This is a genomic window from Citrobacter sp. Cpo045 (assembly GCF_030332875.1).
GTDB lineage: Bacteria > Pseudomonadota > Gammaproteobacteria > Enterobacterales > Enterobacteriaceae > Citrobacter > Citrobacter portucalensis.
Map to the genome: position 1 here is coordinate 203947 of NZ_JAOWGZ010000096.1, position 13754 is coordinate 217700.

A 13754-nucleotide genomic window follows, 5' to 3' on the forward strand; every position below is an offset into this window, starting at 1 on the left:
GCGCAAGCGCTACCGGGCATCAGAGTTCAATTATCGGCGGGAACGCACTATCTGATAGCGGCGAGTGAAGTACTCAAACGGCGCACTCCATACGTGGACCAGACGGGTGAACGGGAATAGCAGGAAGATAGTCATCCCCAGAACCAGGTGCACACGGAAAATCAACGCCACGCCATCCAGATGTGCAGATGCGCCGCCCTGGAAGGTCACCACTGACTGCGCCCAACCAACCAGTTTCAGCATTTCACTGCCGTCAGGATGCTGTGCGGAGAACGGGATGGTGGTTAAGCCGAGGATACACTGAATCAGCAGAACGCAAAGGATCAGAATATCAGCGGTGGAAGACGTTGCACGAATGCGCGGGTTGGTCAGACGCCGCACCAGCAAGCCTGCGCCACCAACCAGCGTCAGTATGCCACAAAGCCCACCGGCAATCATCGCCATCTGTTGTTTCACCGCAATCGGCAGGAACCAGGCATACATCCAGTGCGGCGTTAGCATGCCGAACAGGTGACCGAAAAAGATCCCCAGAATGCCGATGTGGAACAGGTTTGACCACAGCACCATGCCGCGTTTGTCCAGCATCTGGCTGGAAGAGGCGCGCCAGGTGTATTGCCCGTAGTCATAGCGTAGCCAACTGCCGAGGATAAACACCGTACCGCACAGGTACGGGTAGATATCGTAAAAAAAGACGTTCAGGTACTGTATCATTTCGGGCCTCCCGCGCTGACGTCGACATACTGCGGCGCCACGTCCTGGCTAAAGCGTCGTTGATAGTTTTGTAACGGTGAACTGTCACAGGCGGTGGCGTTATCCTCGATAAACTTCACCTGTTCCTCTTCCCACACCGCATCCAGCGCCTGACGAGTATCATCGCGGGTTTCAGCACCAACCTGCTTAGTGACACTGTCACTTGAAAGAGGGCTTCCGGCAAGCAGCAGCAGGGCGTCAAACAGTTGATACCATGGCGTATCGCGCTGTTTTAAGCGCCCGCCCAACAGAGCCAGAATCGGAGCAACGTTCTGCAGTCCTTCTTTGGCCTGGTCCTCCGGCAACACGCTCAAATACTCCAGATACAACGGCAGGTGATCCGGTAGTTCGCGGCAGTCGAGCTGTAGCCCGACCTTTTCATACTGCGCCAGCAGATCAACCATCGCCTGACCCCGGTCACGGGACTCGGCGTGCACGTGCTCAAACAGCAGCAGAGAGGTGGCCCGGCCCCGGTCAAAGATTTCGCACCATTCCGCTTGTTTATCCAGCAGTGGCGCATTGAGCAATCCCTGGCTAAATTCGGTAAGCATGGGGGCATCGCTGGCCACAAGCGCCAGCGCGTCGTCTTTACACTCCCACAGCAGCTCGTCGGGATATTCCATCAGCAGGCCGATAACCTTCAGGATTTGCATTATTCACCCTCCGCTTTATCGCGCACTTCGGTGATGTCGATTGCATCGATACGGCTACTGTTAAACAGGTTGAATTTGGTATCTGAGCCATGGCAGCCGTCACCGAAAGTAAATCCGCAGCCGTTTTTCTCCGGGAAAGCATCGCGCGCCATTTCGCGGTGGCTGGTCGGGATCACAAAGCGGTCTTCATAGTTGGCGATGGCCAGATAGCGATACATCTCTTCAACCTGCTCAACGGTCAAACCTACTTCCTCAATCGCGCGTGTGTCCGTCACGCCTTCCACTGTTTGCGCACGCATATAGTGGCGCATGGCCATCATACGTTTCAGCGCGCGCAGCACCGGACCGGTATCACCAGCACTGAGCATGTTGGCGAGGTACTGAACCGGAATTCGCAGCGACTCAACCGCCGGCAAAATGTTGCCATTGTGCGGCAGTCCGCCCGCGTCGGCGACCGACTGAATCGGTGACAATGGCGGTACATACCAGACCATCGGCAGGGTGCGATATTCTGGGTGCAGCGGCAGCGCCAGTTTCCAGTCCATCGCCATTTTGTAGACTGGCGAACGTTGGGCCGCTTCGATGACGTTGTGCGGAATACCTTGTTTTAACGCCTCTTCAATGACCGCCGGATCGTGCGGATTGAGGAATACATCGCACTGACGCTCATAGAGATCGGTCTCATGCTCGGTGCTGGCCGCTTCTTCGATGCGGTCGGCGTCGTACAGCAATACGCCGAGATAACGAATACGTCCAACGCAGGTTTCCGAACATACCGTCGGCTGGCCGGACTCAATACGTGGGTAGCAGAAAATGCACTTCTCTGACTTACCGCTCTTCCAGTTAAAGTAGATTTTTTTGTACGGACAGCCGCTGATGCACAAGCGCCAGCCGCGACATTTGTCCTGGTCGATCAGCACAATGCCGTCTTCTTCACGCTTATAGATAGCACCGCTTGGGCAGGTGGCGACACAGCTTGGGTTCAGGCAGTGCTCGCACAGGCGCGGTAAATACATCATGAAGGTGTTTTCGAACTGGCCGTACATCTCCTTTTGCATCTTCTCGAAGTTACGGTCGCGGGCACGTTTTGAAAATTCGCCGCCAAGCAGTTCTTCCCAGTTTGGACCCCAGATAATCTTGTCCATCCGCTTACCATCGATCAGCGAACGCGGACGCGCGGTGGGCTGATTCTTGCTTTCCGGCGCGCTATGCAGATGCTGATAATCGTAGGTAAACGGTTCATAGTAGTCGTCAATTTGCGGGATCACCGGGTTGGCGAAAATTTTGGTGATTACGCCCATCTTGCCGCCCAGACGCGGTCTTATTTTGCCGTTAACATCGCGAACCCAGCCGCCTTGCCACTCTTCCTGATCTTCCCAGTTTTTTGGATAGCCAATCCCCGGTTTAGTCTCGACGTTGTTAAACCACGCATATTCCATCCCTTCACGCCCGGTCCAGACGTTTTTACAGGTGACGGAGCAGGTGTGGCAGCCGATGCACTTATCCAGATTAAGAACCATGCCTACCTGTGAGCGTATTTTCATTTTTTCGCCTCCTGTACCTGATCGCGACCTTCATCATCCAGCCAGTTAATATTTTTCATTTTTCTAATCATGATGAACTCATCGCGGTTAGAGCCGACCGTACCGTAATAGTTGAAGCTGTATGCCAGCTGCGCATAGCCACCTATCATGTGCGTGGGTTTCGGGCAGACGCGGGTCACCGAGTTATGGATCCCGCCGCGCATCCCGGTCACTTCTGAGCCAGGGATATTCATGATTCGCTCCTGAGCGTGATACATCATGGTCATTCCCGGTGGCACGCGTTGACTCACCACTGCACGCGCGGTGAGCGCACCGTTGGCGTTGAAGGCTTCAATCCAGTCGTTATCCTCAATGCCCAGCTCTTTGGCATCGGTCTCGCTGATCCAGACAATCGGTCCGCCGCGCGACAGCGTCAGCATCAGCAGGTTTTCGCTATAGGTAGAGTGGATCCCCCATTTTTGGTGCGGCGTCAGGAAGTTGAGCGCTTTTTCCGGGAAGCCGTTAGGCGGAACCTCGCGCATTTCACTGACGCTGCGGGTATCGATAGGTGGACGATACGCCACCAGACTTTCACCGAACGCTCGCATCCACGCGTGATCCTGATACAGCTGCTGGCGACCGGACAGAGTACGCCATGGGATCAGCTCGTGGACGTTGGTATAGCCTGCGTTATAGGAAACATGTTCACTTTCCAACCCGGACCAGGTGGGGCTGGAGATGATTTTGCGCGGCTGCGCCTGGATATCGCGAAAACGGATCTTTTCGTCTTCTTTGTTCAACGCCAGGTGCGTATGGTCGCGTCCGGTCATCGCCCCCAGCGCTTCCCAGGCTTTCACCGCCACCTGACCGTTTGTTTCCGGTGCCAGGGCGAGGATCACCTCAGAGGCATCCAGCGCGGTGTCAATCAGCGGGCGTCCTTTTGCCGGGCCTTCGCGCTTGGTGTAGTTCAGCTTGCCGAGGAAATCGACTTCCGCCTGGGTATTCCACGCAATGCCTTTCCCGCCGTTACCGAGTTTGTCCATGAGCGGGCCAAGTGAAGTAAAGCGTTCGTAGGTGGCGGGGTAGTCACGCTCCACAACGGCGATATTCGGTGCCGTTTTGCCCGGGAGGAGATCGCATTCGCCTTTGCGCCAGTCCTGAATGTCAAACGGCTGCGCCAGCTCTGCCGGAGAGTCGTGTTGCAACGGTTGCAATACCACATCCGTTTCTTGTCCAAGGTGTCCGACGCAAACCTCAGAAAATACTTTGGCGATGCCTTTATAAATTTCCCAGTCGCTCTTCGATTCCCATGCCGGGTCGACCGCCGCAGACAACGGGTGAATAAACGGATGCATATCCGAGGTATTCATATCGTCTTTTTCATACCAGGTAGCGGTTGGCAGAACGATATCGGAGAACAAACAGGTACTGGACATACGGAAATCGAGCGTGACCAGCAGATCGAGCTTGCCCTCTATCGCCGCCGACTGCCATTCAACCTCTTCAGGTTTAATACCCTCGCTTGAACCGAGTGCTTCCCCCTGGATCCCGCTTTCGGTACCCAGCAAATATTTGAGCATGTATTCATGCCCTTTACCGGAGGAGCCGAGCAGGTTAGAGCGCCAGACGAAGAGGTTGCGCGGATGGTTTTTGCCGTTATCTGGCTGTTCGCAGGCAAAACGAATATCACCCGACTTCAGCGCCTGTGCGGTGTATTGTGCAGGAGATAGCCCTGCTTGTTCGGCTTTTGCTTTAACGGTCAAAGGGTTGAGGTTAAGCTGCGGCGCAGACGGCAGCCAGCCCATCCTTTCAGCCCGCACGTTAAAGTCAATCAAATGTCCGCTAAACTTCGACGCGTCGGCCAGCGGAGAGAGGAGTTCCTGCGCGGTGAGTTTTTCATAACGCCACTGGCTGGAGTGGTTATAGAAAAACGAAGTGCTGTTCATCTGACGCGGTGGTCGGTTCCAGTCCAGCGCAAAGGCCAGCGGCAACCAACCGGTTTGCGGTCGCAGTTTCTCCTGACCCACATAGTGCGCCCAGCCGCCGCCGCTTTGTCCCACGCAGCCACAGAACACGAGGATGTTAATCATGCCACGGTAGTTCATATCCATGTGATACCAGTGGTTGACGCCAGCCCCGAGAATGATCATCGAACGGCCATGCGTTTTGTGCGCCGTATCGGCAAACTCACGGGCGATCTGTTCGATATGACGGCGTGGCACACCGGTAATTTGCTCGCCCCAGGCCGGGGTGTAGGCTTTCACTTCGCTGTAATCTTGCGCGCTATGAACGTCATCCAGACCACGATCGAGGCCATAATTCGCCAGCACCAGATCATAGACGCTCACCACCGGGCAACGGCTACCGTCAGCGAGGGTAAGATGTTTTACCGGTAGTTGACGGATCAGCACCGGTTCTTGTTTTACACTGCGAAAATGTGGGTTTTCGTTGCCGCCAAAATAGGGGAATGCCACGCCGGTCACTTCATCATGCTGACCAAGCAGCGAAAGAGAAAGTTCAGTTTCAGCGCCAGCCGCCAGTGGTTCCAGGTTCCATTTGCCTTTTTCCCCCCAGCGAAAACCGATAGATCCGTTCGGGACAACCAGTTCGCCAGCGCTGTTAAAGGCTACCGTTTTCCACTCCGGATTGTTGCTTTCACCCAGGCCATCGACAAGGTCTGAAGCACGCATCATGCGTCCAGGCACGTAGCTGCCATCTTCGCGGGCATCCAGTAAAACCAGCATCGGCATGTCGGTATAGCGACGACAGTAATTGAGGAAATAATCGCTGGGATTGTCGAGGTGGAACTCTTTCAGGATGACGTGGCCCATCGCCATTGCCAGCGCGCTGTCTGTTCCTTGTTTGGGTGCCAGCCACTGATCGCACAGTTTGGCGACTTCCGAGTAATCCGGCGTAATGGCAATCGTCTTGGTGCCTTTGTAGCGTACTTCTGTGAAAAAGTGCGCATCCGGGGTACGAGTCTGCGGCACGTTAGAGCCCCAGGCGATGATATAGCTGGAGTTATACCAGTCGGCGGATTCAGGAACGTCGGTCTGCTCGCCCCAGGTCATCGGTGACGCGGGCGGTAAGTCGCAGTACCAGTCATAGAAACTCAGACATGTTCCGCCGATTAGCGAGAGATAGCGAGTGCCGGCGGCATAGGAAACCATCGACATCGCCGGGATCGGGGAGAAGCCGACCACGCGATCCGGGCCGTAGGTTTTCACCGTCCAGACGTTGGCGGCAGCAATCAGCTGATTAAGCTCTTTCCAGTTCGAACGGATAAATCCACCGCGCCCGCGTACCTGCTTGTAGCTCTGGCATTTTTGCGGGTCGTTCATAATGGATTCCCAGGCCAGCACCGGATCGGGCTGGCGGGAGAGGGCGTCGCGCCACAATTCGATTAAGCGTTTACGCACCAAGGGATATTTCAGGCGGTTAGCGCTATAGAGATACCACGAGTAACTGGCGCCGCGTGGGCAGCCACGGGGCTCATGATTTGGCAGGTCAGGACGGGTACGCGGGTAGTCGGTTTGCTGCGTTTCCCAGGTCACCAACCCGTTTTTAACGTAGATCTTCCAGCTGCATGAGCCGGTACAGTTAACGCCGTGGGTAGAACGCACAATTTTGTCGAACTGCCAGCGCTGACGATAGCTGTCTTCCCAGTCCCGGTTGGTGTGCATCACTTGCCCGTGCCCCTCGGCAAACGTATCGCCCTTTTGTTTAAAGTAGCGAAAGCGGTCTAACAGTTTACTCATGACATAACTCCTGCTTCGATAATATTGCCGACGGTGAATCGAACTCCAGGCCTGATCCGACCTACCTAAATGTCCGATCCTGCGGTATCCATTTTGTTATTTTTTTTGTGATTTACGGCCATAGACCAACCAGGTCACCAGCACGCAGACGATGTAAAACACGAGGAATATTTTCATGGCACCCACCGGAGAGCCGGTCAATGCCAGCGATGAGCCAAACGCTTTAGGAATGAAGAACCCCCCCACAGCGCCAATGGCGGAGATAAACCCCAGGGCGGCGGCGGTATCGGTTACCGCTTCCCGCTGAGCTTGCTCTTCAGTGCCACCATGCAGCTTCACCCGATAAATTGTGATTTTGCGAAAGATCACCGCAATCATCTGGAAGGTTGAACCGCTGCCCAGACCCGCGGTCAGGAACAAGCCCATAAACACCAGGTAAAACGCGATAAAGCTACCTTCGCCCGAGCCGGGCAAAGTGAGAAACAGCAGGGCGCTGAACAGTGCCATAAAGATGAAGTTAATTAAGGTGACACGCACACCACCAAACTTGTCAGAGATAACACCACCCGCCGATCGTGCAAGCGCGCCGATGAAGGGGCCGAAGAACGCCAGTTGCAGGATATTCACGTCGGGGAACTGGGTTTTCGCCAGCATGGCAAAGCCTGCCGAAAAACCGATAAATGAACCGAAGGTGGCGAGATACAGCAGACTTAATAACCACAGATGAAAACGCTTGAGGACCGGTAACTGAGAGGCAATTGAGGCCTTCGAGCTGGCAATGTCGTTCATTCCCATGCCCGCTGCCACGGTGGCTATCAGCAGTAACGGCACCCATATCCATGCTGCATTGGCCAGCGACAATAACGAGCCGTCAGCTTGCGGTACGCCCTGTACGCCCAAAAAGGTAAATATGGGCAGAAAGATCACCAGTGGCGCGATCAACTGCATCACGCTGACGCCGAGGTTGCCGAGACCACCGTTAACGCCTAACGCGCTGCCTTGCTTCGCTTTGGGGAAGAAAAAGCTGATATTGCCCATGCTGGAGGCAAAGTTAGCGCCTGCAAATCCGCACATCAGCGCAATGATTATAAATACTCCAAACGGAGTAGCGGTATTTTGCACGGCAAATCCGAGCCAGACGCAGGGAATAACCAGAATAATCGTGCTAAAAATGGTCCAGCGACGACCACCAAATATAGGTACCATAAAGGAGTAGGGTACGCGTAATATTGCACCAGAAAGAGATGGCAATGCCGTTAATAAAAACAGTTGGTCGGTGGTGAAATTAAAACCAATTTTATTCAGATTGACGGCTACGGCACTGAACAGCATCCAAACGCAAAACGCAAGAAGCAGGCAACTCACTGATATCCAGAGGTTTCTGCGCGCAATGTGCTTGCCTTTATTTTCCCAAAAGCCGGGGTTCTCTGGTTTCCAGTCAGTTAAAAGATAACGATTATTTTTCTCATTTGATGATGACATATTATTCTCCATGCACATGCCGTTCATGAAAAAGAAATAAACGCATGCAGCGCCGCGCGGCTTCTTTTTAGAAACTATTGAAAAGTTTTAGGAATATTGACTGAAAGAATAGATAAAAAAGCGCAATAACGCGGCGTGATGGGAGAATTACACGTTGCTTAAGTGTTACCAATTGTAAACATAAAAGATGTATTGTTAATTCATCTATTACATTAAATAAATAACTCCTGCGTTATCATACGATCAAGATGACGATCGAATGCAGGATCGGCCATTTCCTCAATACCTAATATGTACATACCATCCAGGCCGCAGACTAATGCGATTAAGCGCCATGCGACGTCGGCGGCATCAGGCGCGGATGAGAACTCACCGGCTTTCTGTCCTTGTGTAATGATGTTGGCGGTTTCTTCGTGCCACATTCGCATGGTCAACAGGTAGGCGCTTTTAATTTCCGGATCTTTACCCGCAACAACCTGTGCTTCACGCCATAGCTTAATATAGGGTTCCAGACCACCATCTTCACTGCCTAGCATCGCATGCAGTCGCTCACGGAAACTGGCGTCTTCGCTGACCAGTTCGGCATCAAGTAGGGTGCGGATAAGGCGCACAAATGCCTGGGATTTGAGTTCGCCGGCAGAGGCGAAATGGTGATGTACCTGGCCCGTCGCGACGTGAGCTTCTGCAGCAATGCGTCGAACCGTCATGGCGGAAAATCCTTCTTCAAGTGCGACACGCATTGCTGCTTGCAGAATCACTTCCCGACGTTCATCCCGATTTAGATAGCTCATCATTCCTCCTGTACCCGTATAGATCGCAGTCTAACAAAAAGTTGGACATATGTTCAATTTTCCGTAGGATCGCTAAAGCTGGACATGTGTCCAGTTTTGGTTTCGTTAGGGAGTTTTATGTTTCGTCAGTGGTTAACGTTAGTCATTATTGTGCTGGTCTACATCCCTGTTGCGATTGATGCAACGGTGCTGCACGTTGCCGCGCCCACGCTGAGTATGACGCTGGGTGCCAGTGGTAACGAGCTGCTGTGGATCATTGATATTTATTCCCTGGTAATGGCCGGAATGGTATTGCCAATGGGTGCGCTGGGGGATCGCATCGGCTTTAAACGTCTGCTGCTGTTAGGCGGTGGATTATTTGGTCTCGCATCGCTGGCGGCCGCTTTTGCTCATAACGCAAGCTGGCTGATTGCAACCCGGGCGGTATTGGCAATTGGCGCGGCGATGATTGTTCCGGCAACGCTGGCGGGTATTCGCGCCACGTTCTCTGAGCAACGGCATCGAAATATGGCGCTCGGCGTCTGGGCAGCGGTCGGTTCCGGCGGTGCGGCGTTTGGCCCACTGGTCGGCGGGATGCTGCTGGAGCACTTCTACTGGGGGTCCGTATTCTTAATTAATGTGCCAATTGTCCTGGTGGTAATGGCCTTAACCGCACGCTTAGTGCCGCGCCAGGCTGGACGTCGCGATCAATCGTTAAATTTTGGTCATGCGATAATGCTGATTGTTGCCATTCTGCTGTTGGTTTACAGCGCTAAAACCGCGCTGAAAGGGCATACGGCGACCGTTGCCATCGCCCTGACGCTGTTAACCGGCGCTTTACTGTTGTGGCAGTTTGTCCGTATCCAGCTTGCGGCAGCTCGCCCGATGATTGATATGCGTCTGTTCACGCATCGCATTATCTTGAGCGGTGTAGTGATGGCGATGACCGCGATGATAACGCTGGTGGGTTTTGAGTTGCTGATGGCTCAGGAACTACAGTTTGTTCACGGTTTAACACCGTATCAGGCTGGATTGTTCATGCTGCCTGTGATGCTGGCAAGTGGTTTCAGCGGACCGATTGCCGGTATGTTGGTTTCACGCCTGGGATTACGTTGTGTGGCAACGGCGGGCATGGCGCTGAGCGCCGTCAGTTTTTACGGCCTGGCGATGACGGATTTCAGTAGCCAACAGATACAAGCCTGGATTTTGATGGCTTTGCTCGGCTTCAGCGCCGCCAGTGCGCTCCTGGCTTCAACGGCGGCTATCATGGCAGCAGCGCCGGCGGAAAAAGCCGCGGCCGCTGGCGCCATCGAGACAATGGCTTATGAACTGGGGGCAGGACTTGGGATCGCTATCTTTGGTTTACTGTTGAGCCGCAGCTTTTCTGCATCGATTCTGCCGCCAGCCGGACTTAATCCGCAGGAAATGGAACGTGCCTCATCGTCAATGGGGGAGGCGGTACAACTGGCGCACTCGCTCCCGTCGTCACTGAGTGAAGCATTGCTGACGGCTGCCAGGGAAGCGTTCACCTGGTCACATAGCGTGGCCTTAAGCAGCGCCGGCAGCATGCTTATCGTATTAGCGATAGGAATGTGGTTCAGTCTGGCAAAGGTACAACGTTAATAACTAGTGAGCTAAATGACAGGGGTAATCCATCTCTTCGACTTCTTTCCCACTCAGTCGAGCGTATTGCCCCGTCAATCTCCAGAACGCAGGCTGTGTTTCCGTATAGATTTCTGCCGCTAATATCAGGCGGCGGCGATCTACCTCATTAAGTTCCAGAAGTGTCCACGGAATAAAGTAGCGATCGCTGTCCGTCAACGTAAACCACAGTGGGCATCCGCAGCCGGAACAGAAGAACCGTTCACCACGATTTGAAGAAGGAAAGTGCGAAGGTTCTGCCGATTCTGGCGACATCAGCGGGTGAGTGCTGGCTTCCAGATACATGGCGATGCCGCCTGACCATTTCTGACACAGCGTACAGTGGCAGGCATAGACATCCAGCATTTCGACGTCAACGGTAAAATGACTCTGTCCGCAAAGACAACGACCAGTGAATGTCTGCACGGCATACTCCTTATGACCGAGTCTACATTAAGAGAAAAAGCCAGCCCTTGGAGGACTGGCTTTGTATTCAGACTACAACAAAATTAGAACTGGTAGTTCAGACCAACAGCCACGATGTTGTCAGTGCTTACACCGGCAGCGCGAGTGAAGTTGTTATCATCCAGCAGGTTGATTTTATAATCAACGAAGGTAGACATGTTTTTGTTGAAGTAGTAGGTAGCACCCAGGTCTACGTATTCAACCAGATCTTGGTCGCCGTATACTGCAATGTCTTTACCTTTGGATTTCAGGTAAGCAACGGACGGACGCAGACCAAAGTCGAACTGGTACTGAGCAACAGCTTCAAAGTTCTGTGCTTTATTTGCAATACCGTTGATCTTATTACCGTTAACAGTACCACCAAAGGTAGTCATGTTACGGGTTTCAGAGTAGGTAGTTGCCAGGTAGATGTTGTTCGCATCATATTTCAGGCCAGCAGCCCAAACTTCAGCGTTCTTACCGTCAGCTTTGAACAGACCATTGTGGTTGTTCTGGGAATCAGTACGGTCAGATTTCGCATAGGTAGCACCTACACCGAAGCCTTCATACTCGTAAGTAGAAGACAGACCGAAACCGTCGCCATTAGCTTCTTTGTCGTTGTCACGGTCGTTTTTGCCCTGGTACTGAGCAGCAAAGTTCAGACCTTCTACCAGACCGAAGAAGTCGGTGTTACGGTAGGTTGCAACGCCAGTAGTACGGCCAGTCATGAATACGTCAGTCTGGGTCCAGGTATCACCACCGAACTCAGGCAGGACGTCGGTCCATGCGCCGATGTCGTATGCTACGCCGTAGTTACGACCGTAGTCGAAAGAACCGTATTCAGCGAATTTCAGACCAGCGAATGCCAGACGAGTTTTGTCGCTGTTGGAACCACCGGTGGATTCAGTACGGTTACCTTTGAATTCATATTCCCACTGACCAAAACCAACCAGCTGGTCATTGATCTGAGTTTCGCCTTTGAAGCCCAGACGCGCGTAGGTTTTGTCGCCATCGCTGCCGTTGTCGTCAGAGAAGTAATGCTGAGCGTGAACTTTACCGTAGATATCCAGTTTGTTTGCGTCTTTGTTATATACCTCAGCTGCGTTTACCGCACCTGCCGCCAACAGGCTAGTCACTGCCACTGCAACTAATTTAAGTTTCATTCTAAATAATCCTTATAATTTTTTCTTGGTGTGTTTCCTAAACCATTGCTAAACGAAGGGGTTCGTCAATGGCAAACTATTTTTAAATGACGCAGTGGTATAAGTTCAATAATAAGTTTCATAATATTGCGAAATATTTGAATTTGTGTGATCCAGATCTACATAATATAGCTGATTGTATTAATCTTTATATGTGACAAATCTGAATGGGTATATTTACGTAGGGGACTATTGTGCCGTCTATGGTTTAAATGGCGTTAGTCACGCAGGTGTAATATATACATACTGAGGAATATAGATAAGCATGCAATATTTTCGGGAGTTAATTAATCACCAATTATTTAACATTAAATTAAACAAAAATAAACATAACCCACAAGTGGAATGAACATTTATTATTCATTAATTTGATTACAGTGTAGCCGGGTTTTAGATTTGCGCGATAAAACCCGGATTTTTTTCAGGCGCGGCGTGTTGCCAACCAGCAAAGTAGCGAACCCGCACAAACCATCAATGCACCCTGCCAAAAAGATAGCGACAACGGGGCGCTGAGTAACACAGCAGCCAGAGCGGAGGATAGCACTGGGGTAAAATAGGAACCTACGGCCATGATGGTCACGTTGCCATGCAAAATGCCAATATTCCACGCCGCATAGGCAAATCCTAACGTTAATGCCGCTGAGAACATTTTAATAGTCACCGAAGTGCTGAAATTCATTTCTGGTTGCGGAGTCATAAAATAGTAAACCCACAAACTTGCAGCCGTTAGTAAAACGAATACGGTAATACCGTTAAAGCCTTTTGCGTATTTATTGGTCACCGTGCAATACGTTGCCCAGATAAATGCGCCAAGAAAGGCGAGGAAATAGCTCAGCGGGCTGCTGGCAACGTTGTTTATAATTTCACCAGGATTAAGGCCATTTTCGCCACCCAATACCCAACAAACCCCGGTCAATGCGATAATTAATCCAGGGATTACCAGCCAGGTTGTTTTTTGACCATTAAATAAAATAGCAAACAATATCGTCAGACTCGGCCAGAGATAATTAACCATACCGACTTCAATAGCCTGGTGACGAGTAGCCGCATAACCGAGAGCCAGCGCTAAACATATTTCATAGGTAACAAAAAGCACGCTACCCGCGATTAAATAACGCACAGGAATTTTTCTGATATTCGGAAAGCCGACGGTAAAAATCAGCAACAGGCCACTTAACGAAAAAATCATTGCTGCGCCACCTGCAGGACCCAGTCCTTCACTTACCCCACGCATTAGCCCGACCATCGTGCTCCAGAGCACGATGGCAATGAGCCCAATTAACGTCGCTTTTTGTTTTGTCATTCTGATTGTCTGTCCATGGTGCTGGCAAAAATTTAAGCTGAAATTTATAGCACTTTTACACCGTAGCGCGCTAACTAATTACCTTTTACCTACCCCCTTATGGGTACAAAGGTTAAACAAAGTGCACTATTTAGTAGCGGAACCGTTTCGTTATTGATTTGACGCAAAAAAAATATGGATATAGCTGATAGTTTCGTCGCGAAGTTGTACATGTCATTTTTCAATTAT

General features: G+C 51.8%; 10 protein-coding genes. 1 reads left to right on the forward strand and 9 read right to left on the reverse strand.

The window, feature by feature from the left end:
* Positions 1-30: 30 nt before the first annotated feature.
* From narI to OGY13_RS12610, 6 genes are all read right to left on the reverse strand, one after another.
* A complete protein-coding gene (narI, locus tag OGY13_RS12585) occupies positions 31-711 on the reverse strand; it encodes a respiratory nitrate reductase subunit gamma (protein ID WP_213752750.1) in 681 nt (226 codons plus the stop codon).
* Positions 708-1403, reverse strand: coding sequence for a nitrate reductase molybdenum cofactor assembly chaperone (gene narW, locus OGY13_RS12590; protein ID WP_003833045.1), 696 nt, complete (start codon positions 1401-1403; stop codon positions 708-710). The genes narI and narW overlap by 4 nt, the downstream gene beginning before the upstream one ends.
* Positions 1403-2947 (reverse strand): nitrate reductase subunit beta, encoded by a 1545-nt coding sequence (gene narH, locus OGY13_RS12595; protein ID WP_008784807.1) that lies wholly within the window; start codon positions 2945-2947, stop codon positions 1403-1405. The genes narW and narH overlap by 1 nt, the downstream gene beginning before the upstream one ends.
* Positions 2944-6684 (reverse strand): nitrate reductase subunit alpha, encoded by a 3741-nt coding sequence (locus OGY13_RS12600; RefSeq protein WP_008784806.1) that lies wholly within the window; start codon positions 6682-6684, stop codon positions 2944-2946. The genes narH and OGY13_RS12600 overlap by 4 nt, the downstream gene beginning before the upstream one ends.
* Positions 6685-6780: 96 nt before the next feature.
* Positions 6781-8166 (reverse strand): NarK family nitrate/nitrite MFS transporter, encoded by a 1386-nt coding sequence (locus OGY13_RS12605; protein WP_008784805.1) that lies wholly within the window; start codon positions 8164-8166, stop codon positions 6781-6783.
* 212 nt (positions 8167-8378) lie between these two features.
* Entirely contained in the window at positions 8379-8957 is a 579-nt protein-coding gene (locus OGY13_RS12610) for a TetR family transcriptional regulator (RefSeq protein WP_057068227.1), read from the reverse strand.
* A gap of 117 nt (positions 8958-9074) precedes the next feature.
* On the opposite strand from OGY13_RS12610, the gene OGY13_RS12615 reads away from it, so the two are divergent.
* Positions 9075-10559: an MFS transporter gene (locus tag OGY13_RS12615; RefSeq protein ID WP_213752749.1), complete on the forward strand. Its 1485-nt coding sequence runs from the start codon at positions 9075-9077 to the stop codon at positions 10557-10559.
* Between the two features lie 3 nt (positions 10560-10562).
* Here the strand turns inward: OGY13_RS12615 and OGY13_RS12620 are convergent, their stop codons facing one another.
* The 3 genes from OGY13_RS12620 to yddG all read right to left on the reverse strand — a co-directional run bounded on the left by OGY13_RS12620 (position 10563) and on the right by yddG (position 13526).
* Positions 10563-11003 (reverse strand): GFA family protein, encoded by a 441-nt coding sequence (locus OGY13_RS12620; protein WP_008784802.1) that lies wholly within the window; start codon positions 11001-11003, stop codon positions 10563-10565.
* Positions 11004-11086: 83 nt separating this feature from the next.
* Complete coding sequence (ompD, locus tag OGY13_RS12625) at positions 11087-12184, reverse strand: porin OmpD (protein ID WP_153753039.1); 1098 nt, start codon at positions 12182-12184, stop codon at positions 11087-11089.
* A gap of 460 nt (positions 12185-12644) precedes the next feature.
* Entirely contained in the window at positions 12645-13526 is an 882-nt protein-coding gene (gene yddG, locus OGY13_RS12630; protein WP_048214181.1) for an aromatic amino acid efflux DMT transporter YddG, read from the reverse strand.
* Positions 13527-13754 lie beyond the last annotated feature (228 nt).